General features: G+C 59.6%; 19 protein-coding genes. 6 read left to right on the top strand and 13 right to left on the bottom strand.

Translation table 11 applies throughout. From position 1 onward, the window contains the following. Window positions 1-35: 35 nt before the first annotated feature. The 11 genes from rnhB to pyrH form a co-directional block, all read right to left on the bottom strand. Window positions 36-620 carry a ribonuclease HII gene (gene rnhB, locus EO087_RS05555; RefSeq protein ID WP_128898004.1) on the bottom strand — a complete coding sequence of 195 codons (585 nt, stop codon included), beginning with the start codon at window positions 618-620 and terminating at the stop codon, window positions 36-38. A gap of 90 nt (window positions 621-710) precedes the next feature. After that, window positions 711-1,907 carry a lipid-A-disaccharide synthase gene (gene lpxB / locus EO087_RS05550; protein ID WP_128898003.1) on the bottom strand — a complete coding sequence of 399 codons (1,197 nt, stop codon included), beginning with the start codon at window positions 1,905-1,907 and terminating at the stop codon, window positions 711-713. Window positions 1,908-1,961: 54 nt separating this feature from the next. Continuing rightward, the gene (gene lpxA, locus EO087_RS05545; protein ID WP_128898002.1) at window positions 1,962-2,735 is read right to left on the bottom strand and encodes an acyl-ACP--UDP-N-acetylglucosamine O-acyltransferase; all 774 of its coding nucleotides are present in this window, start codon (window positions 2,733-2,735) and stop codon (window positions 1,962-1,964) included. Then, complete coding sequence (gene fabZ, locus EO087_RS05540; protein WP_128898001.1) at window positions 2,732-3,214, bottom strand: 3-hydroxyacyl-ACP dehydratase FabZ; 483 nt, start codon at window positions 3,212-3,214, stop codon at window positions 2,732-2,734. Before fabZ ends, lpxA begins: the two co-directional genes overlap by 4 nt. 147 nt (window positions 3,215-3,361) lie before the next feature. After that, a complete protein-coding gene (lpxD, locus tag EO087_RS05535; RefSeq protein WP_128898000.1) occupies window positions 3,362-4,390 on the bottom strand; it encodes a UDP-3-O-(3-hydroxymyristoyl)glucosamine N-acyltransferase in 1,029 nt (342 codons plus the stop codon). A gap of 138 nt (window positions 4,391-4,528) precedes the next feature. Next, window positions 4,529-6,964, bottom strand: a complete 2,436-nt coding sequence (gene bamA / locus EO087_RS05530) for an outer membrane protein assembly factor BamA (RefSeq protein ID WP_128897999.1) — start codon at window positions 6,962-6,964, stop codon at window positions 4,529-4,531. Between the two features lie 221 nt (window positions 6,965-7,185). Next, entirely contained in the window at window positions 7,186-8,535 is a 1,350-nt protein-coding gene (rseP, locus tag EO087_RS05525) for an RIP metalloprotease RseP (RefSeq protein ID WP_128897998.1), read from the bottom strand. Window positions 8,536-8,778: 243 nt separating this feature from the next. Further along, on the bottom strand, window positions 8,779-9,600 hold the full coding sequence (locus EO087_RS05520) for a phosphatidate cytidylyltransferase (protein WP_128897997.1): 822 nt from the start codon (window positions 9,598-9,600) through the stop codon (window positions 8,779-8,781). Between the two features lie 16 nt (window positions 9,601-9,616). Further along, window positions 9,617-10,354 carry a polyprenyl diphosphate synthase gene (gene uppS, locus EO087_RS05515; protein ID WP_128897996.1) on the bottom strand — a complete coding sequence of 246 codons (738 nt, stop codon included), beginning with the start codon at window positions 10,352-10,354 and terminating at the stop codon, window positions 9,617-9,619. A gap of 292 nt (window positions 10,355-10,646) precedes the next feature. After that, window positions 10,647-11,204 carry a ribosome recycling factor gene (gene frr / locus EO087_RS05510; protein WP_128897995.1) on the bottom strand — a complete coding sequence of 186 codons (558 nt, stop codon included), beginning with the start codon at window positions 11,202-11,204 and terminating at the stop codon, window positions 10,647-10,649. Between the two features lie 145 nt (window positions 11,205-11,349). Continuing rightward, window positions 11,350-12,069, bottom strand: a complete 720-nt coding sequence (gene pyrH / locus EO087_RS05505; RefSeq protein ID WP_128897994.1) for a UMP kinase — start codon at window positions 12,067-12,069, stop codon at window positions 11,350-11,352. A gap of 153 nt (window positions 12,070-12,222) precedes the next feature. Between pyrH and EO087_RS05500 the strand changes: the two genes are divergently transcribed. Continuing rightward, window positions 12,223-12,615 (top strand): VOC family protein, encoded by a 393-nt coding sequence (locus EO087_RS05500; protein ID WP_128897993.1) that lies wholly within the window; start codon window positions 12,223-12,225, stop codon window positions 12,613-12,615. Window positions 12,616-12,704: 89 nt separating this feature from the next. Here EO087_RS05500 and tsf read toward each other — a convergent pair whose 3' ends face one another. Both tsf and rpsB read right to left on the bottom strand, forming a co-directional pair. Further along, window positions 12,705-13,583 carry a translation elongation factor Ts gene (gene tsf / locus EO087_RS05495; protein WP_128897992.1) on the bottom strand — a complete coding sequence of 293 codons (879 nt, stop codon included), beginning with the start codon at window positions 13,581-13,583 and terminating at the stop codon, window positions 12,705-12,707. Window positions 13,584-13,647: 64 nt separating this feature from the next. Then, entirely contained in the window at window positions 13,648-14,532 is an 885-nt protein-coding gene (rpsB, locus tag EO087_RS05490; RefSeq protein WP_128897991.1) for a 30S ribosomal protein S2, read from the bottom strand. 301 nt (window positions 14,533-14,833) lie between these two features. Between rpsB and map the strand changes: the two genes are divergently transcribed. The 5 genes from map to EO087_RS05465 all read left to right on the top strand — a co-directional run bounded on the left by map (window position 14,834) and on the right by EO087_RS05465 (window position 21,769). Next, a complete protein-coding gene (gene map / locus EO087_RS05485) occupies window positions 14,834-15,598 on the top strand; it encodes a type I methionyl aminopeptidase (protein ID WP_128897990.1) in 765 nt (254 codons plus the stop codon). 54 nt (window positions 15,599-15,652) lie between these two features. Next, on the top strand, window positions 15,653-18,301 hold the full coding sequence (glnD, locus tag EO087_RS05480) for a [protein-PII] uridylyltransferase (RefSeq protein WP_128897989.1): 2,649 nt from the start codon (window positions 15,653-15,655) through the stop codon (window positions 18,299-18,301). 103 nt (window positions 18,302-18,404) lie between these two features. Beyond that, a complete protein-coding gene (locus EO087_RS05475; RefSeq protein WP_128897988.1) occupies window positions 18,405-20,474 on the top strand; it encodes a hypothetical protein in 2,070 nt (689 codons plus the stop codon). 11 nt (window positions 20,475-20,485) lie between these two features. After that, window positions 20,486-21,112, top strand: a complete 627-nt coding sequence (locus tag EO087_RS05470; protein WP_128897987.1) for a hypothetical protein — start codon at window positions 20,486-20,488, stop codon at window positions 21,110-21,112. A gap of 171 nt (window positions 21,113-21,283) precedes the next feature. Further along, a complete protein-coding gene (locus EO087_RS05465; protein ID WP_128897986.1) occupies window positions 21,284-21,769 on the top strand; it encodes a PepSY domain-containing protein in 486 nt (161 codons plus the stop codon). Window positions 21,770-21,776: the final 7 nt, after the last annotated feature.

The following is a 21,776-nucleotide window of genomic DNA, read 5'->3' as shown; positions in this document are numbered from 1 at the left end:
TGCCGTGACTTCTTTTTCTTTTGAGCAGCGTCGGTTTAGAAAAGCTGGCCTTGATCCAACAGGAGTTTTACTGGTGCGAAGCTGCGCCGATGTTCGCTGCAGGGGCCGAGCTGTTGCAGGGCGGCAAGATGCGCTGGGGTGGGGTAGCCCTTGTGCACGGCAAAGCCATAGCCGGGGTGTTGTTTGTCCAGATCAATCATGAGCCGATCACGGCTCACCTTGGCCAGGATCGAGGCCGCGCTGATGGCCGGCTCCAGCGCATCGCCACCGACGATGGCGCGGCCAGGGCAGGGTAGATTCTTGGGTAGCTTGTTGCCGTCGATCAGCGCTAGTGTGGCGGCCGGTGCCAGACCGGCGACGGCGCGGCTCATGCCGGCCATGGTGGCCTGGAAGATGTTCAGTCGATCGATTTCTTCCGCCTCGATCAGCACGACGGAATAGGCCCAGGCACGTTCGATGATCAGCGGGTAAAGCGTTTCGCGGCGCGCTTCGCTCAGCTTCTTGGAGTCGTTCAGTCCATCGATGGGCTTGCGCGGGTCGAGTACTACGGCTGCGACTACTACAGGTCCTGCCAGTGGGCCTCGGCCTGCTTCATCGACCCCCGCTCTAAATTCAATCATGTGTTTTTCGCGTTCGCTTCCTCTCCCCTTTGGGGAGAGGATTGAGGTGAGGGGTAAAGGCTTGCGTGGAGCTACGAGCGAAGCACGCTTTCATCGCTCGATCAACTCAGCAATCGCCGTCGCCGCGTGATCGCCGGCATGGCCGTGCAGATCGCCGCGCAACGCTTCGTGCAATTGTTCGAACGCGTTGACGATCGCGCCACGCCGCTCACTGTCTTGGAACAACGACAACGTGGCGTCGGCCAGTTTTGCCGCGGTGCAATTGTTCTGCATCAATTCGGGAACGAGCATGGCGCTTTTGCCCATGCCACAGGTGCGGGCAAGAATATTCGGCAATGCATAGACATCGGTCTTGAGCATGTTGAACATGCGTGCGATGCGGTAACTGATGGGGGAGACGCGATAGCCCACCACCATCGGGCGTTTGGCTAGCATGGCTTCCAGCGTGGCGGTGCCAGACGCGAGCATCACCACGTCCGCGGCCAGCATGGCATCGTGCGCGCGGCCCTCCAGCAACACTGGCATCATCTCATCGTGCGGTCCGCGTGCAAGCAGGGTTTTCAACGTTGCGAGTGCGCGGGAGTTGGCAGCAGGAATAACGATGCGCAGACCAGGCAAGATGGCGGCGACGCGTCGCGCGGCATCCAGAAACGGCGCAGCCAGTCGCTCGATCTCCGCGTGCCGACTGCCAGGCAGTACAGCAAGCACCGGGACATCCAGCGGCAGTTGCAAGGCACGCCGTGACGGGATGCGATCGGAGACGAGCGGGAAGCGGTCAGCCAGCGGATGACCCACGAAGCGCGCATCAATGCCATGTCTGGCATAGATCGGTGGCTCCATCGGAAACAGACACAGGACACGGCTGGCGCTCTGCCCCATCTTGTCGGCACGCTTTTCACGCCATGCCCAGATCGATGGGCTGACGTAGTGCACGGTGCGCAGGCCCGCCTGTTTCAGGCGGCGTTCGAGGCCAAGATTGAAATCGGGCGCATCGATGCCGACGACGATGGCTGGCTTTTCTCTAAGCAGGCGCGCGATGAGTTCCTTGCGCAGCTTGAGCAGGCGCGGCAGGTGGCTGATCACCTCGGTGAAGCCGAATAATGACAGTTCGCGGATGTCGTACCAGGATTCGAAACCGTGTTCCTGCATGCGGCGGTCGCCGATGCCGATGAAACGCGCATCGGGGTATTGCCGGCGCAGTGCCACAATAAGATCGGCGCCGAGCTGGTCGCCGGAGTCTTCGCCGGCGATGATGGCGATCGTTAGTTCGTTGGCATCAGCGGACATGGCTGCATCTAGAGCAAAAGCCCGTGTTTGATTTGTTGATACGCGGGACGCGTATCAACGTGCCAACCCTCGCTCGCTACGATCGAGAAACTCAAGCATGTGGCGCACGTCTTCGCTTTCCTTGGCTTGTTCCGCCAGTTGATCGCGAGCTTCGGTCAATGGCAGACCGGAGGTGTAGAGCGTGCGATACGCACGCTTGATGGCGGTGATGCGCTCTGGCTCGAAGCCGCGACGCTTCAGCCCGGTAGTGTTAAGTCCGCGCGGACGTCCAGCCTGGTCATTGGCCATCATCAGAAATGGGGGCACGTCGGCACCGAGCAGGCAACCCATGGCGATAAAGGCGTGCTCGCCGACCTTGCAGAATTGGTGCGCGCCGGAATAACCAGCAAACACCGTCCAGTCGCCGACTTCAACATGGCCGGCTAGCGCCGAATAGTTGGAGAAGATGGTGTTGTTGCCGACGGTGCAGTCGTGCGCAATATGCACGTAGGCAAGCAGTAGGTTGTCATTGCCTACGCGCGTAGCGCCGCCACCATCGCCGGTGCCGCGATTGATGGTGACGAATTCGCGGATCATGTTGCGGTCGCCGATGATCAGCTCGGTGCGCTCGCCCGCGAACTTCATGTCTTGCGGATCGCCGCCGAGCGAAGCAAATTGTGCGATGCGATTATCGCAACCAATGTGCGTCGGGCCCTGGATCACAACATGCGGGCCGATCACCGTGCGGTCGCCAATATGTACATCGGCGCCAATCACGGTGTAGGCACCCATGCGTACATCTTTGCCGATGACGGCAGTGGGATCGATCTGCGCGGTCGGATGGATCATTTCTCGGACCTCGCGGCGCACATCAGCTCGCAGCTAGCCACTTCCTTGCCGTTGACCAGAGTGTGGGCTTCAAACAGACCCATGCTGCGCAACAGGCGCTTGAGGTGTACTTCCATGCGCAGTTGGTCACCCGGCACCACGGGGGCGTTGAAACGGGCGTTGTCGACCTTGGCCAGGTAGAACAACGAGCTGGGTGAGCCGCCCTTCATGCGTGCACTGAGCTGCGTGAGCAAGCCGGCTGACTGGGCCATCGCTTCCACGATCAGCACGCCCGGCATCACCGGGTGACCAGGGAAATGGCCGTTGAAGAAAGGTTCGTTGATGGTGACGTTCTTCAGCGTCACCACGCTCTGGTCCTGCACGATCTCGATCACGCGATCGACCAGCAGAAATGGGTAGCGATGTGGCAGCAATTGTTGAATCTGCTCCACGTTCACCGGTAATGTGATCGGAGCAGTGTTGTTAGGGCCTGTGTTCATATTCCAAGTGCCTCGCATTGCGCCGGAGTGGTTGTCAGGTAGTCGTGCGTGGCGCAGCGCCAGACTGGTTGTCTGGTCAAGCCGCACGTGGCTGCATGGCGGCTACTCCGGTGCAATGCGAGGCACTTGGAATACGAACACAGGCTATTAATCATCGTTCTTATCCTTTTCCAGCGCCGACACGCGGCGCGCGTACTCATCCAGGTGCTTGAATCGTGCAGCATTGCGGCGCCACTGACGGTTTTCTTGCAGAGGCACTCCGGAGGAATACTCACCAGCTTCCCGAATGGAATGCGTCACCAGGCTCTTGGCGGTAATGGTAACTCGGTCGGCCACTTCCAGATGGCCTAGCACCCCGGCATTGCCGCCGATCATGCAATAGCGGCCGATTTTCGCACTCCCGGCCACAGCCGCACATCCTGCCATCGCGGTGTGTGCGCCAACATAAACGTTATGGGCGATCTGGATCTGGTTGTCCAGCCGCACGTCTTCTTCCAGCACGGTATCGTCCAGCGCCCCGCGGTCAATGGTGGTATTGGTGCCGATCTCGCAATCATCGCCAATCCGTACGCCGCCTAGTTGCGGCAACTTCACCCAGTGGTCGCGATCGAAGGCAAGACCAAACCCGTCGGAGCCGATCACTGCGCCAGGGTGCACCAGTACGCGCTTGCCCAAGGTTACGCGCGTAACCAGGGTGACCCGTGCGACCAACCGCGATTGCGCACCTACCACGCATTCGGAGCCGACGATGCAATGCGGCCCTAGTACCACTCCTTCTTCGACGACGGCATCATCTTCGATGACGCAGCAGGGACCAACGCTGGCCGTGGGACTTACATGTGCCCCCGTTGCGACGACCGCACTTGGATGAATGCCATGTGGAGCCGCGGGCAGACGTTCGAACAATGTGGCGATACGGGCGTAGGCAACGTAGGGGTCGTGTGCAATCAGCGCAGCGGCGGGACAGTTTTCCGCATCATCGCTGTGCAGCACCACGACACCGGCGCGCGTCGTACTCAGTTGTGCAGCGTATTTGCTATTGGACAGGAAGCTGAGCTGGTTCGGGCCCGCGCTGGAAAGCGTGCCAACGCCGTCGATGATGCGTGAGCCATCGCCTTTGAATTCGAGGGCGAAGCGCTTGGCAATTTCGGCCACGCTGTATTGGATTTTACTCATGCAGGCCTCCACGGCATGCGTCGCATTGTAGGGGCGTGCCCTTGCTGCGCGCATTATTTTGCGGTTCCAAAAGAAAGCGCGGCATGGCCGCGCTTTCTTCAGGTCAGATCCTTGCGGTTCTGGTCGGGACAACCCGTATTAGAACTGGCTGCCGAAGGTGAACTGGATGCGTTCCTGGTATTGGCTGTCACCTGGCTGCGAACGGAGCGGGAAGCCCAGGCTGATGATCAGCGGGCCGATCGGTGCCTGCCAGTGCAGCGAGACACCGGCCGAAGCATCGAGCTGCTTGGCGCTGAAGCTCGACAGGTTCTGGTAGGCCTGGCCGACGTCCATGAATAGCGAAACGCGTGCTGTGTTGACGTCCTTCAGGAACGGCAGCGGTAGATAGACTTCCGCCGTACCCAGCACCTTGAATGCACCACCGATTGGCTGGGCGTAAGCGTAGCTGCTACCGGAACAGGAGCCGTTCGCGGTAGGGATGATCGGACCGCCATTCGCAGCGGTACCTGCGCAAGCGCGCGGACCGAGGGTGTTGTCCTGCCAGCCGCGCACATCGGTCACGCCGCCCGAGTAGAAGTTCATCCAGAACGGGAAGGTGACTTGCTGGCCGGCCTTGTAGCCGTACTGGCCATCGGTGGTGGTGTAGTCGTCCGTGGTGTTGGCGAAGGTCTTGCCACCGTAGGTGGAGCCATAGCCGACTTTGCCATCCAGGTACAGCACGAAGCCGCCGCCGATCGGCCAGTAGTGATTGGCTTCGCCGTTGAAGGTCCAGTACTGCACGGTCGAGCCGGGCAGCGCGGCCGTTACGGTCGCCGTGAGCTGGCCACCATGCGTGGGCGCCCAGTATGAGTTGCGCGTGTCGTGCATCCAGCTTAGCGAACCGGTCCAGCTATGGATGGTGTCCTTGCCCAATGCGTTGATGTAGTCGATCAGGAGTTGCGGGGTATAGCCCGCGTAGGTATTGATCTTGGTGCTGCCGATGCCAAGGCTGCCGCTCAGGCGGTCGAAGTCGGTCACCGGGAAGCCGAGCGTGGTGGAGAACGACTTGGTGCTGTTGGAGTAGCTGGCGTACTGGCTGCCCAGGTCGCTGTAGTCCGCCTTGGAGAAGGTCGCGTTATAACCGATGCCGATGTTGTTGTCGGTCAGGTACGGGTTGTAGTAGCCCGCATTGATCTGCGTGAGGTAGTCGCTGCGTTGCGCACCGATGGTGAAGCGGTCGCCGGTGCCGAGGAAGTTGTTTTGTGACACCGAGCTTGACAGGATGATGCCCGAGTACTGCGAATAGCCCACGCCGAACGTGAGGCTGCCGGCGGATTGCTCTTCCACCTTCACGGTCAGGTCGACTTCGTCATCGCTACCTGGCACCGTCTGTTTGTCGATGGTGACGGTCTTGAAAAAGCCCAACTGTTGCAAGCGGATCTTCGAACGATCGATGGCTGCCTGCGAATACCAGGAGCCTTCGAGCTGACGCATTTCACGGCGCAGCACGTCGTCTTCCGTGCGGGTATTGCCCTGGAAAATAACTCGGCGCACATACACGCGCGGACCCGGCTGGATGTACCAGGTCACATCGACGGTCCTCTTGTCTTTGTCGAGCTTGGGAACCGGGTTCACCTTGGCGAAGGCATAGCCGATGTTGGCCAGCAGCGCCTTGATCGAATCCGAGGTGGCTTCGATGGCACGACGGTTGAATAGGTCGCCATTCTTGACGAACACCAGCTTGCGCAGCGTGTCTTCCGGCAGGATGAGCTGGCCGAGCAGGTGCGTGCCAGAGATATGGTAGATGTCGCCCTGGGTGACGTCGGCTGCGACGTACATCGCGCGCTTGTCCGGCGCAATGGTCACCTGGGTGGAATCGATGCCGAAGTCGGCGTAGCCGCGATCCATGTAGTAAGACTGCAGTTTCTTCAGGTCGCCCGAGAGTTTGTCCTGCGAATACTGATCGTTCTTCGAATACCAGGACAACCAGTTGGTGGTGCCCGATTCGAAATCTTTCTCGATCTCGGCGGTGGTGAATGTCGTGTTGCCGACGATGTTCACTTCCTTGAGCTTGGCGACTTTGCCTTCGCGGATTTCGATGTCGATGGCGACGCGGTTGCGATCAAGTTGGGTTACGTGCGGGGACACCGACACGTTGTACTTGCCGCGGTTGTAGTACTGGCGAATCAGCTCCTGCTGCACACGGTCCAGCGCCAGGCGATCGAAGGTTTCGCCCTCGAACAGGCCGATGTCCTTCAGACCCTTCTTCAGGTCGTCCGTCTTGATGTCGCTGTTGCCACGGATGGTCAGCTTGGCGATGGATGGGCGTTCGACCACCTTCACTACCAGGATGTTGCCATCGCGCTCCAGCTCCACATCGCTGAAGAACTTGGTGCCATACAGTGCACGGATGGCCTGCTGGGCTTCCTCGTTGGTGAAGCGATCGCCCTTGTTGATCTGCAAGTAGTTGAAGACCGTGCCGGCAGAGATGCGGCTAAGGCCTTCGATGCGGATATCGGAAACGATGAAAGGTTCGAGAGCGAGTACGCTCGTAGAAAGGGAGGCGAGCAGGATCAGGGCGGCGATACGCTTCATCGTCGATTCCATTGTGTTATTCGGACGAGGCGGTATTGCGACCGCCTCGCTGTATTTTTTCCAAGGCCAGGAGTTACCCCAGCCTTCTTTTTTCTACTGCACCCGCGCTGGGAGGGACCGGCAGAAGACCTCCGGGTGCCGTGCGTTGCGGATGATTTGTCATGCAACAAGGAGGCCGCGATCAGCATCCAGCCGCAGGTTGTCAGCGGCACGCATCCTTCTCACGATGGCAAGATGATGCGATGGATGTCGTTGTAGAACGCCAACCCCATCAGCGTGAACAACAGAGCGATGCCCACATACTGGCCCGCGATCATGGTCCGTTCGCTGACCGGGCTGCCTTTGATCAGCTCAATAAGGTAATACAGCAAGTGGCCGCCGTCCAAGATTGGAATGGGTAGCAGGTTGATAATAGCCAAGCTGAGCGATACCAGCCCGAGGAATTCCAGGAAGCGGTCCAACCCCGCCTGGGCCGACATGTTGGCAGCTTGGGCGATGCCGATGACACCGATCATGTTCTTGGTGGATGCCTGACCAGTCAGCATCTTACCCACCATGCTGAAGGTGTCTGTCGTGCGTTGCCAGGTAAGGTTGAACGATTCGATCAGCGCCTTGAGCGGGCCGTAATGCTGGGTGGCGGCTTCCGGTGCGACCTGCGTTACGCCAATCACCCAGCGCGGGGCGCCGCCATCCGGGGATTCCATGCGTGCGGTCATGCTGAATGGCATAGGTTTGCCATGGCGCTCCACCTCCAGCGTGAGCTGGGGCGACTTGGCGGCAGCGATCCCGATCTGCTTGCCCAAGTCGCTGGAATCCTTCACGGCGATGCCATCGACGCTAAGGATCTTGTCGCCAGCCCGCAGCCCGGCGAGCGATGCCGGATCGCTGGGCGATACCGAGTCGACGATCGCTGGTGGCGGAGCGAGTTGCAAGCCAAGCTTGCCCATGTAGTGGCCGATGTCCTCGCCTGCCGGCAAACGATTGAGTGGCAGAACTAGTGATCGTTGCGCGCCGTTGCGGTCACTCACGGTAATCGCCAATGGCGTGCGGCTCAGCAATGCGTTGGCGATCGCATCGATTGACCCGCTCCAGGACGTGACCGGTTCGCCGCCGACAGTAAGCAGGCGATCGCCTGGTTGAATACCGGCTTCAGCCGCCATGCTTTGTGGCGCGGCAGTTACCACTGGGGCGTAATCGGCGCGTCCCAGCACAAACATCAGCCAGAACGCCACCACGGTGAAGATGATGTTGAATCCGGGGCCGGCGGCGACAATGGCAATGCGTTTCCAGATCGGTTGCGTCGTGAATTCCTGATCGCGCAGCGCGAGATCTACCTCGCCCTCTCGCGCGTCGAGCATTTTCACGTAACCGCCGAGTGGAATTGCGGCAATCTGATATTCCGTGCCATCACGGCCGATGTGTTTCCAGATCGCGTTGCCAAAGCCGATCGAGAAGCGTAGCACCTTCACGCCGCAACGTCGTGCGACCCAGTAATGTCCGAATTCGTGAAAGGTCACCAGCACGCCAAGCGTGACCGCCAACCAGAATACTGAGCCGAAAAAGGGATTCATCAGGCAGGTACGTCTCTTAGGAACTCAAAGCTTATCAGTAAGTGCCGTGCAGTACCTGCCGTGCGAGGGCTCGATGGTTTTGCTGCCGGTCGATTATCGACCGCAGCGGTGGGGCGCAGTTCCGTGGCTTCGTAGGGGCAGCTTCCTGTGGCTGCTCAGGGCAGGCACGGGGGGCTGCTTTTGCCGTTGTCATGAATATTTGGCCAGATTTCATCGAGTGCCGCCGGCATGACAGTTGGAGGGTTAGAAACCCAGCAACAGCTTGCCAAAAGCGAACACTGGTAGGGCCGCGAACACGCTGTCAAGGCGGTCGAGCAGGCCGCCGTGGCCCGGGAAGAGGGCTCCGGAGTCCTTCACGTTCGCCTGGCGTTTCATCAAGCTTTCCAGCAGGTCACCGACGATGGAGCTGGCAACCGTCACCACCGTCACGATGATTAGCCCGATCAACCGCGCATCCCGCACACCAAGCAGCCAGCCGCCGATAGTCAGCACCAGCGTGCTCGTTACGAACGCCCCGTACACGCCAGCCCAAGTTTTGCCAGGGCTGATCTGTGGGGCGAGTTTGCGATTGCCGAAGAAGCGGCCGGCGAAATAGGCGCCGGTATCAGCAGCCCACACCAACAGCATGGCGAGAAAGGTCCAGACGTGACCGTGCGGCGCACTACCATGGATGCTCAAGGCGGCCACCCACGCGGGAAAGATCACGAACACGCCAGCCAACAGTTTCAGATTGCGGTTCTCGCGCGTAGGGGCGGCGCCAAATGCGAAGTGGCGTAGCCAGACACACACCAGCAGCCACCAGGCGATACCGGCAATCATCAGCGCAGGCCACAGCCAGGCTGATGTACGCAGCAGCCACAACACCACGAATAGCGCCGTAACAATTCCCATCGCCACGCCGCGGTGGGTCCGGTTTTTCATACCAGCCAGCCGTGTCCATTCCCAGCTTGCCGCCAAAAACGCACCCGCCAGCAGCCATGCGAATAGGCTGGTTGGCAGCAGCAGGATCAGCAGGATGACGAATGGAGCAAGGAGCAGGGCGGTTAGGACGCGCTGTCGCAGCATGGGAAGTCCTTGGTGATCAGGCTTGGGCGACCTGATCGCCGGTGCGTCCAAAACGGCGCTCGCGGCGGGCAAAGTCATTGATGGCGTGCTGCAGCGAGATCTGATTGAAATCTGGCCACAGGGTATCGGTGAAATAGAGCTCCGCATAGGCTAGCTGCCACAGCAGAAAATTGCTGACGCGACGGTCACCACCGGTACGGATGAAGAGGTCCAGCGGAGGCAGTTCGGCCAGGCTGGTCCAGCGGTCGAACTCAGCTTCGTCGATGGCGTCCAGCGGCAGATCACCGCGTGCGACCGCCATGGCTAGCTTGCGGGCAGCCTGCATGATGTCCCAACGGCCGCCGTAATTGACTGCAATATTCATGTGCAGCTTCTCGTTCCCCACCGTGCGCCTCACGGCAGCCAGCATGCGTTGCCGTAGCGGTTTTTCGAAGGCGTTGAGGTCGCCGATGAAGCGCAGGCGCACGCCATTGGCATGCAGCTCGTCCACTTCTTTGTCCAGCGCGCGCACAAACAGATCCAGCAGCGCACCCACTTCTTCCGCCGGGCGTTGCCAGTTCTCGCTGGAGAATGCGAACAAGGTCAGTGCTTCCACACCCTGGCGCAGGCAACCTTCCACCACTTCACGCACCGCCTTGCGGCCAGCATTGTGGCCGAAACTGCGCGGACGATGACGCGCTTTCGCCCAGCGTCCATTGCCATCCATCACGATGCCGATATGGCGGGGTACGTATTTTTGCGTAGTCGTGGTCATGGATGGAGAGTAGCGGTACCGGCGATGTTTGCCTCGCCAAGGCAGACACCGTGAGTGCGTTCGTCAGAAAATGGCCACTTGTGATTGCTGTTTGGCCTCATTGAAAGCAGTGCCCGCCTCGGATGAAAACCGGGGTGGGTGCAAGCTTGTCGCTTATCTGGACTTCGCGATGATCTCGTGTGGAGTCTCACCCGTTGCCCTCTCCCTGTTCGAGAGCGTGCGTTGTGCCGCGCGTGTTGTCGATGCCACGAAGTGGTAGCCCGAGCGGCGAGTCTGGTCGATAGCGATGCATTTACATCGCCATTAATTCTTCTTCCTTTGCCTTTGCTACCGCGTCGACTTCCTTGACGAATCGATCGGTGATTTTCTGGATCTCTTCATCGGCCTTGCGCTCTTCATCTTCGGTGATCTGCTTTTCCTTCAGCAGGTCCTTGACGTGTTGCAGGGCATCGCGGCGCACGTTGCGGATCGCGATTTTGGCGTTCTCACCTTCGTGCGATACGTGCTTGGCCAACTCGCGGCGGCGCTCTTCAGTGAGCGGCGGCATGTTGAGGCGGATCACTGTGCCAGCCGTGGTCGGTGTAATGCCGATATCGGAAGCGAGCAGGGCCTTCTCGATCGGGCCGACCATGTTCTTTTCGAACGGCGTGATGACGATGGAGCGTCCATCAGCCAGCGAGACCGATGCAACCTGGTTCAGTGCGGTGTCCGAGCCGTAGTACGGCACTTTGATGTGGTCTACCAGTGTGGTGCTGGCGCGACCGGTGCGCAGGCGGGACAAGTCGTACTTGAGGGCATCGATGCTCTTGCCCATGCGGGTCTGGGCATCGTTCTTGATGTCGTTGAGCATGAGAAAATCACCCGTTGGCGTGCTAACCATTCATTATAGCAGGGGTGCCGGCCAACAAGAGGCGGCGAGGTTGGTAGGGGCGAACCCCGTGTTCGCCCTGTTGTCCTGTGTGCGGGTTCGCCCCTGTGCTGATGTACGACGATGATCAGGCGTCGACCAGGGTGCCTACCGCCTCGCCACGCATGATGCGCATCAGGTTGCCGGGCACCGTCATGTCATAGATGCGCAGCGGCATGCGATGGTCACGACAGAGTGCGATGGCGGCGGTGTCCATCACGGCCAGCTTGCGTTCGATCACCTGGTCGTAGTTGAGCTGCTCGAAGCGTTCTGCGTCCTTCACCTTGGCCGGGTCGGCGCTGTAGACGCCGTCGACCTTGGTGGCCTTGAGCAGCAAGTCGGCGCTGATTTCGATCGCACGCAGCGCGGCAGCCGAGTCGGTGGTGAAGAAGGGATTGCCGATGCCAGCGGCGAACAGCACGATGCGGCCTTTTTCGATATGGCGAATGGCGCGGCGGCGAATGAAGTCTTCGGCCACGTCGTGGATCTGGATGGCGCTCATCACGCGGGCGAAGCCGCCGCGCTTTTCGACCGCATCCTGCATGGCCAGGGCGTTCATCACCGTGGCCAGCATGCCCATATGATCGCCGGTGACGCGGTCCATGCCGGCAGCGGCCAGTCCGGCGCCGCGGAAAATATTGCCACCGCCGATCACTACACCAATCTGCACGCCGGCACGCTGCATTTCAATGATTTCGTCGGCCAGCCAGCCGATCACCTTGGGGTCGATACCGTAGTCCGCATCACCCATCAATGCCTCACCGGAGAGCTTGAGCAGAATACGTCGATACTTTAGCTGGTCGCTCATGGAGGCTCCGGATTGTCAGGTGCAAAACGGGCGCATTGTAGCGGAGCCTGTTGCAGACGTCAGCGCGTCACCGTTTTATGATCTAGGGCCAGCGCCTGTCATTCATCCAGACGATGGGGCATTTTTCAGTGTAGTTATCGTCAGGAGTTCGTTATGCAGCATGTCATCGCCGCCATTGCGCTGCTGGTGCGCGATTACGACGAGGCGATCGCGTTCTATACTCGTTGCCTAGATTTCGAGCTGATCGAAGACACGCCGATGGCTGGCGGCAAGCGCTGGGTACTGGTGTCCCCGCCGGGTGCGCGGGAGACGCGCTTGTTGCTGGCGCAGGCTAGTACTGGCGAACAGGATGCCTGCGTGGGCGAGCAGGCGGGTGGGCGCGTTTTCCTGTTTCTGCACGTGGATGATTTTTACGCACGCTATGAAACGATGCTCATTCGCGGCGTGCGTTTTCTTGAAAGGCCGCGCGAAGAGCCGTATGGCACGGTAGCGGTGTTCGAAGATTTATATGGCAACAAGTGGGATTTGTTGCAGTTGCGTGTTTAGCACCCTGTCCCCTTCGGGGAGAGGGTGCTTATAAAAGCAAAAAAAGCCGCGATGGCTCGCGGCTTTTCACGTTCAACAAAACGGAAGAATCAGACCTGCATGGCCTTCTGCACTTCGGCAAGATAGTCTTCTTGCACCTTCTCGATACCCTCGCCTACGGCAAGGCGAGCCACCGAGATGACATCGGCGCCTTCTTTCTTCAGGGCCTCGCCAACGGTGGTGTTGGTGTCCAGCACATAGGGTTGGCCGAGCAGGGTGACTTCGGAAATGATCTTGCTGACCTTGCCACCAACGATTTTTTCCAGAATCTCGGCCGGTTTGGCCTTTTCCTTCTCGGACATCTGGCTCAGCGCGATGTCCTTTTCCTTGGTCAGGAAGTCAGCCGGGACATCTTCGGCGCGCACATAAGCAGGATTCATCGCAGCCACGTGCATGGCGATGCCTTTGGCCAGCTCTTCCGAGCCGCCCTTGAGCGCCACCAGCACGCCGATGCGGCCACTGTGGATGTAATGGGCAATCACGCCATCATTCAAGGCGCGCGCCATGCGGCGGACCTCGATCTTCTCTCCGATGGTGGCGATCAGGCCCTTGGTGGCCTCTTCGACAGTGCCGCCGGCTGGGTAGGCGGCAGCTTTCAGAGTATCGACATCGTTAGTGTTGGACTTCAGTGCCACGTCGGCAACGTTGTTGCCGAACGTTACGAAATCGGGGTTCTTGGCAACGAAGTCGGTTTCGCTGTTCACTTCGACCAGCACCGCGCTGCCGTTGCCCTGGGCAGCGAAAATACGGCCTTCGGCGGCCACACGACCGGCCTTCTTGTCGGCCTTGGCCAGGCCCGACTTGCGCAACCATTCCATGGCGATTTCGATGTCGCCATGGTTTTCGACTAGTGCTTTCTTGCACTCCATCATGCCGGCGCCGGAGCGCTCACGGAGTTCCTTGACCAATTGGGCGGAAATGTCAGCCATTGCAGAGTTCCTCGGGGATCTTGGGTGTGCCGTGGCGGTGGCGTCGCCACGGCAGCGGGAAGGCTTAATCGGTGTCGCCGAGATCCTGCGAACGGCTGCCACGGCCACCGCGGCGGTCGTTGCGATCGCCACCGCGCGGGCTGCCCTTTTTGGCCGGCGGATTGCGGCGCGGGGCAGCGGCGCGGCGTTCCTCTTCCTTGGCAACCGGGTTGCCTTCTTCGTCCAGTTCGACGAATTCGTTGGCATCACCCTGGGCAGCAGCCGGGGCAGCAGCCTTGCCTTCGAGGATCGAGTCGGCAGCGGCGCGAGCGTAGAGCTGGATCGCGCGGATAGCGTCGTCATTGCCCGGGATGGCGTAGTCCACCAGTTCCGGGTTGTAGTTGGTGTCGACCACGGCGATCACCGGGATGCCGAGCTTCTTGGCTTCCTGCACGGCAATGTTTTCATGGCCGATATCGACCACGAACAGCGCGTCGGGCAGGCGGTTCATGTTCTTGATGCCGCCGAGTGAGTTTTCCAACTTGGCACGTTCGCGGCGCAAGGCTAGTACTTCGTGCTTGACCAGCTTGTCGAAGCTGCCGTCGGTTTCAGCGGCTTCCAGCTCTTTCAGGCGGCCGACCGACTGTTTCACGGTGCGGAAGTTGGTCAGCATGCCGCCCAGCCAGCGGGCAGTGACGAATGGCATCCCGGCGCGGCCGGCTTCTTCAGCCAGGGCTTCGCGGGCGGAACGCTTGGTGCCCACGAACAGCACCGTGCCGCGCTTCTGGGCGATCGCCGACAAGAAATTCATCGCGTCGGTGAACAGCGGCAGGGTCTTTTCGAGGTTGATGATGTGGATCTTGCCGCGGGCGCCAAAGATGTACGGGGCCATCTTCGGGTTCCAATAGCGGGTCTGGTGACCGAAATGCACGCCAGCTTCCAGCATCTGACGCATGGTGACTTGAGCCATGGTAATACTCCTTACGTGGGCCTTTTTTGTGTGGCCCGGGGGTTTGGACCTCCACGTATCCCCGGCTTCGACCGCGTTGTCCTAATATGGACAGACGCAGCACCCCGAAGACGGTGCCGATACGTGTGTGGCGTTGGTTGGGCTTGTACCGCAGCACGGTTACAATCCCGCTTCGCTTTGCACCGTGTGGGCCGTGGATACGGCTGCAAGCGGTCTGCAAAACCCGGAAAGTATAGCCGGGGCCACCGCTTCGCGGCAAGTTACTGTTTTTGGGGAATTTGCCGCACTATGACAACTACTTATGGCAATCATTCTCAAATCCGCCCAAGACCTTGAAGGCATGCGTGTCGCCGGTCAGCTGGCGGCCGAAGTCCTGGCCATGCTCAAGGAGCATGTGAAGCCGGGCGTCACCACCGAAGACCTGGACCGACTGGCCTACGAGCACATCGTGAATGTGCAGAAGGCAATTCCCGCCAACGTCGGTTACCACGGCTTTCCCAAGACCCTATGCACCTCGGTCAACCACGTGATCTGCCACGGCATTCCCAGCCCGGGCAAGCAACTCAAGGAAGGCGACATCATCAATCTGGACGTCACCGTCATCAAGGACGGCTGGCATGGCGACACCAGCCGCATGTACTTCGTCGGCACCCCCGGGGTGCTGGCCAAGCGCCTGGTGGACACCACCTTTGAAGCGATGATGCGCGGTATCCAGTCGGTGCGCCCCGGCGCCACCCTGGGCGACGTCGGCCACGCGATCCAGAAGCACGCCGAGGCGGCGGGCTTTTCCATCGTGCGCGAATATTGCGGTCACGGCATCGGCAAGGTGTATCACGACGAGCCGCAGGTATTGCATTACGGCAAGCCCGGCACCGGTGTGATCCTGCAAAAAGGCATGACCTTCACGGTGGAGCCGATGGTCAACGCCGGCAAGCCGCAGACCAAGCAATTGCCGGACGGCTGGACCGTGGTGACCAAGGATCACTCGCTGTCGGCGCAATGGGAGCACACCATTGCGGTGACGGATGATGGCTTCGAGATCCTTACGCCCTGGCCGGATGCGTAGGTTGCCTATTGCATAACGCATAAGATGTTGGGGTTCACACCCCAACCGACGCTCATGCCGACGCCTCCGCTTCCCCGTCTTCCGCTTGCTATCCCGCGCTCCGGCGTATCGAGCGAGGCAAGGCGTGCGCTGCGGCAACTACTGGATGACCTGAACCGTTCGATTGCGGTGGCTTTTCGCGATGGCGCCGACGCCAGCGAGCTGGCGCGCCATCGTAGCGACGCGGTAACGCGCATCGTCGCGCATGTGTGGACGGCGTGCCTGGGTGAGGTCACTGATGCTGCTTTGTTCGCGATCGGCGGATTCGGGCGCGGTTTGTTGTTTCCGCATTCGGACATCGATCTGCTGGCGTTGGTCGAGCATGCCGATGCATCGCGTCTGCGCGCCTTGGAACAATGCTTCGCCACCTTTTGGGATATCGGCCTGAAGGTTGGGCATGCCGTGCGTGACCCCGCGCAATGTCAGACACTGGCCGCGGCCGAAGTGTCGGTATTCACCAGTCTGCTCGATGCACGGCGCCTGGCCGGCGATGCGGCGCTCGATACGCGCTTGCGTGCGATTGTCGATGTGCCGGGCATCTGGCCGCCGCACGACTATTTGCTGGCACGCCTGGCCGAGCGCGATGCGCGGCATGCGCGCTATGACGATACCGCCTATAACCTCGAACCCAATCTCAAAGATGGTCCGGGTGGATTGCGCACGCTCGATTCGCTGCGTTGGTTAGGCAAACGTTTGGCGCATGCCGGCGATTTTGCCGAAATGGTCAGCGAAGGGCTGCTCGATCCGGCTGAATGCGACCAGCTGTTACATGCCGAGGCTACGTTGCGGCGTTTCCGTTTCGCCTTGCATCTGGAAGCAGGCCGGCCGGAAGAGCGACTGCTGTTCGACTACCAGCGCGCCATGGCGGCGCGACTCGGTTTCGAAGACGAGCATGAAAAAAATCTCGGCGTCGAACAATTCATGCAGGGCTATTACCGTGCGGCAAGCCAGGTCGAGCGGCTGGGTATTCAGATCGCCGAGCGCTTCGAGGAATTGCTCGAGCCTCCTGCCGCCGCGCAACCGGTTGGCGAGGATTTCATTCGCTACGGATCACGCCTGGCGGTGCGCAATCCGGATTTATTCATGCTGCGCCCGGCTGCCTTGGTTGAGGCATTCATCGCGCGCCTGGATCAAAAAGGCGTGATGGGTTTCACCGCCGACACCATGCGCCGTATTCACCAGGCCACCGCCGTGCTCGATGGCAAGCTAGCCGATGATCCGGACGTGCTGGCCGCCCTGCTGCGCCTACTGCGGCGTGGTGCGCCGGCGGTGGATGCCCTGTGGCGCATGAATCGTCACGGTCTGCTCGCAGCGATTCTGCCTGCCTTCGGCAAAGTGTTCGGACGCATGCAGTACGATCTGTTCCACGTCTACACGGTGGACGAACATACTTTGCGCGTGTTACGCAACGTCGCGCGCTTCGCCGATCCCGCCGCGCAGCCCGAATTTCCGCTCGCCTGCGAAATCTGGCCCAGCCTGCCCAGGCCGGAAGTCTTGCTGCTGGCTGCCTTGTTCCATGACATCGCCAAAGGACGCGGCGGCGATCATTCCGTGCTGGGTGAAGAAGATGCGCGCGCATTCGGCCACAAAATCGGCTTGCCGGAAGAAGATATCGAGCGCATCGCTTGGCTGGTGCGTTGGCATTTGTTGATGAGCACGACTGCGCAGCGTCAGGACATCACCGATCCGGATGTCGTGCATCGTTTTGCCGAACGGGTGGGCGGACGCGAGCGGCTGGGACAGCTGTATCTGTTGACCATTGCCGACATCATTGGCACCAGCCCGCGTCTGTGGAATGCATGGAAAGATCGCCTGCTGGCCGATCTGTATACCTCCACGCGCTACGCCTTGCACCGCGAGGCTGAGCCGGCCGTCGGCGCCGCCGCGCGTGCAAACCAGTGCCGCGAGCAGGCGTTGGCCTTGCTAGTTGCTTCCGGCCACGACGCGGACACGGTGGCACACATCTGGGACGGCTTTCCCATGCTGAGCTTTCTGCGCCACCATCCGGAACAGATTGCCTGGCAAACGTCCGCGATTTTGGAGGGCGAAGGCAAATGGCCCTTGATCGCTGTCAATCCGCTGTCCGTGCGTGGCAGTACCGAGCTGTTTGTCTATGCACCGGATCGCGATGGTCTGTTCGCCAATGTGACGGCGATGCTCGACCGCCTGCATTTTTCGGTGATGGAAGCGCGTGTGCTCAGCTCGCCCGATGGAAAGGCCATGGATACCTTTTTGCTGTTGGAAGCAGAAACGCAGAAGCCGGCCTCACCCGAGCGTGCGGAGGAATTGCATCAGCGTCTGCAACGCGCACTCACGCAATCGGCGCCGATCATGCCGCCACGTCGCAACATGTCGCGCCATCTGAAGCATTTCCAGATGACGCCGCGCATCGATTTCAATCAGTCCGACGGTCGTACCCAGATGGCCCTGGTATGTACCGACCGCCCCGGTCTGCTGGCTGCGGTCACGCAGGTGATGATGTCTTGCGAAGTGCGCGTGCATGACGCCCGCATCGCCACCTTCGGCGAGCGGGTGGAGGACTTCTTCCAGCTGACCGACCGTAAGAATGCGCCGCTGGGCGAGATACAGCAGCAACGTTTGTGGCAGGCTTTGGTGGAGCGGATCGGACCACAGAGTTTGTCCGCAATAGTCCCATCGTTGTGACGGACTGTGCAAAGGGGTGATTTCCCGTGGGGCTGCGTTGGCAGTCTGTCATCTTTCTGGTCGTACGAGTTAGGCGTTTACCTTTTCAACAAGCTGAAAAATCATGATGAATATCAACGCAAAAGTACCCACCACCCGGTTACCCGCAGCTTCGTCGAAGCCGCAGAGCAATGTGTCCGTAGTGGTGGCAACGGGGAATGATCAGATCACAGTCCGTGGTCCAACTCTTGCCAAGGACGACGCTATGATTACGGCCCAGCAAGGTGCCAAGGTCACGGCGCACGATAGGGTCTTTGTATCCGCCGGGCAAGGTGCTGAGGTATGGGCCCTAGACAACGCAACCGTACACGCCGATCCGGGCTCAACGGTGAGCGCCTTCGACAAAGCCACTGTATACGCGCATCGCGGTGCGACGGTTAACGCGGAGGGCGAGTCCACCGTTATCGTGTATCCGGGAGCAGATGTTACCGTGCACTCGGGTGCTACCGCCGTGCTCGAAGACGGTGCGCAGCTTGTTGCGCACAAAGGGGCAGTGGTGAAATTAGGTGAAGGTGTTGAGTTGATGGTCACCGCCGATGATGCACGCTTGCATGCAATTGGACCGACAGTGATTGTTGAATTAGGTTCGGTTGACGTTAATCACGGCCTCGCCTTGCGGCTTGAAGGAGAAAATGAGAACGGTATATTGGGTGTACTGGGGTTTTATCGGGCCTTGGAAAGTGGTTGTGTTGAGGAGATTCGAGCATGCGGGCGAGTATTTAACCTCTTACCCGAAAGTGATCGGGCCCAGTGCCTCACGACACTGCTTAAAGAAAAAGATGAGCACGGTGTCTCGCGGCTTTCAGGGGCCTTGGCACACAGTGGTGCTAAGACGTTCCAAGCATGCATGAAGTTACTCGCGCAATTACCCAAGGGAGCCCGAGCCCAGCCCGCCGCTGTGCTACTTGAAGCAAAAGATGCGCAGGGTGTCCCGTATTTTCATCGGGTCTTGGTACTCGGTGGTTTTAAGGAGATCCAAGCATACGGGTCATTATTTAACCTCTTACCCGAAGGGGATCGGGCCCACTACGTCACTGCACTGCTTAAAGCAAAAGATGCGCAGGATGTCCCGTGGCTTTCATGGGCCTTGGCACACCGTGGTGCTAAGACGTTCCAAACATGCATGAAGTTACTCGCGCAATTACCCGAGGGAGCCCGAGTCCAGCCCGCCGCTGTGCTGCTTGAAGCAAGCGGTGCGCACGGTGTCCCATGTCTTCGCTGGTTCTTGGCAGACGTGAAGTTATTAGCCCAAGCCAAGCCTGCCTATACCACTGCCGATCTGATAGGCCGACCTGTGAGGCTTGGCTCGGGCGCGACCAATACTGTGTTCGCAGTGCAACTGAAGAAGCCCGATGGCAGTACATTCGAGTGTGTCTTTAAGCCACTCAGTAGGAAGATGCGCGACTGGGGGGCAGGAATAACAGGCATTCCACGGGACAACCCGCAAACCGCGATGCGTAACCTCGCGACAGTTTCCTACGCGAAGAAGCTCGGTTTTGATGTAGTGGTGGACACTAGCGTCGGGGTATTTGATTTCGGCCCCGGACCGGGTGGGGGCTACAAACAGGGCTTGGTCATGGAGCGAGCCCGTGGTACATCAGCCGCCAATACAAACCTTGGCACCCTCACGCGCGCGGACGTGTGCGCAGAGGTAACCAAGCTCCAGTTACTGGATCACCTGACGGGGCAGTGTGACCGCCACGACAGGAACTATTTCATCAGCATCGAGAACGATCAAGCCAAGGTCAGGGGCATTGACAACGACGTGTGTTTTGGAGAAAAGCTCACCGACCCGAACGGTATCAAGTTTGTCAACAACGCGAAGCAATACGGGTTCAGAGGGACGTCGATGCCTCCTGTGGTGGATACCGACATGGCCACTAAGATTAACGCACTCACGCCCGATGACATCAGGGGGATACTCGGGGACAAGCTCAGCGAGGCCGAAGTGCAGGCCGCTATCAAACGCCTTGATGGTGTCAAGCAGCACATCGCCCAGCTGAAGGCCCAGGGTAAGGTGATTGATTCGAGGCAGTGGAGTAATCCCCGCGTGCAGCAGCTTCTCACTGAAGACAATAGCTACGTGGGTCGCGATAAGGCGTACGCCGCGACGAAACTGAACACAAAATGGTAAGGATCGCTCTTATGACTACCACCGTGAATGATCCCGCCGATGGCGCAGCCGCCTCCGCGGCTCGGGCCCTGTTTGAGGCGGAGGGCTTATCCTTTCCGCCGGTGCCAGCGCATCTGTTGGTGTCGTTGCAAAAACAAGACGGCAACTGGTATGCGACACGCCCGGTGCAGTGGACACCGTACGACTTTGAACATTTCTTGACCGAGGTACAGACGCAGCCAGACGTGTCGGACTACGCCGTTGTCGGCTTCGACGGCCACGGCATCAACAGCTGGGCCGCACATTACTACTATGTCGACAAGTCGCTCGCGTTGTTTATTCAACTGCCGTGGGGCGGCGTTTACATGGATCCCGAGCCGGCACGTGCCGACATCGCCGATATGTTCGACTGGGCTGAAAAGCTGCAGTCGAAGCTGCAGCAGGCCAAGGCTATGCACAAGATTCCAGACCATGTGAGATTGCAAGTTGCCGCGAGCCGCTTCGGGCACGCCGGCTGGCGCTGGCTCGATGCCGCCCAGGATAATAATGCTGCGACGCCCCCCTGGAATGCGTCTGCTGGCATGAAGAACGTTATGCTGCAGGAGCTCGACGACCTAGTCAGCGGTTGTCGGATACTGAAGGGAGGCGTTATTGGATAAATCAATTTTTCGGTCCGAAGGCGTACGATCTGAGGCTAAGCAACAACTTCATCGGCACGCTAATGCTTTGATTTCACGATGATAGTTAGCTAAGTAAGTGCCATTCGGGTCCGGCACGAATCAGGTCGTTTTCTCTCATTTTGGCGGACTCGCCAAGAAGGCTGTGTGCCCGTGTCTGCGTCTCACAAGATTCTCAAGCTATCCCGCCAAATCCATCTGTATCTCGGCGTCTTTATCGCTTCTGCCTTGTTGTTCTTCGCGCTAACCGGTGGCTTGCAGGTCTTCAGCCTGCACGAAACCAGCCGGAGCAGTGATTACAAACCACCGGAGTGGCTGGTGGTGATGGCGCAACTGCACAAGAAGCAAACCACGGCCGTGCGCAAGCGCCCCGTGGATGCCGAGACTCGATCCGCTGCAACACAAGCTTCCATGCCTGCGATCAATCCCGTGCCGATGCCCGTCAAGCTGGACAGGCCAGGCATAGACGTGAAACATTCGCTGCCGTTGAAGATATTCTCGGCGCTGGTTGCGCTGGGTTTGTTCATCTCGACTCTGCTCGGCATCTATATGGCATATCGCTATACGCGCAAGCTGGCGCTGATGACTGTTCTGCTGCTGGCGGGCATCGTGCTGCCCATCCTGCTGGCCTGGTTGTAATCTTCGT

Origin of the sequence: Dyella sp. M7H15-1, assembly GCF_004114615.1 — a bacterium.
Classification (GTDB): domain Bacteria; phylum Pseudomonadota; class Gammaproteobacteria; order Xanthomonadales; family Rhodanobacteraceae; genus Dyella_B.
Note: the sequence above shows the minus strand (reverse complement) of the source record. Positions and strands in the feature narration are given on the sequence as shown.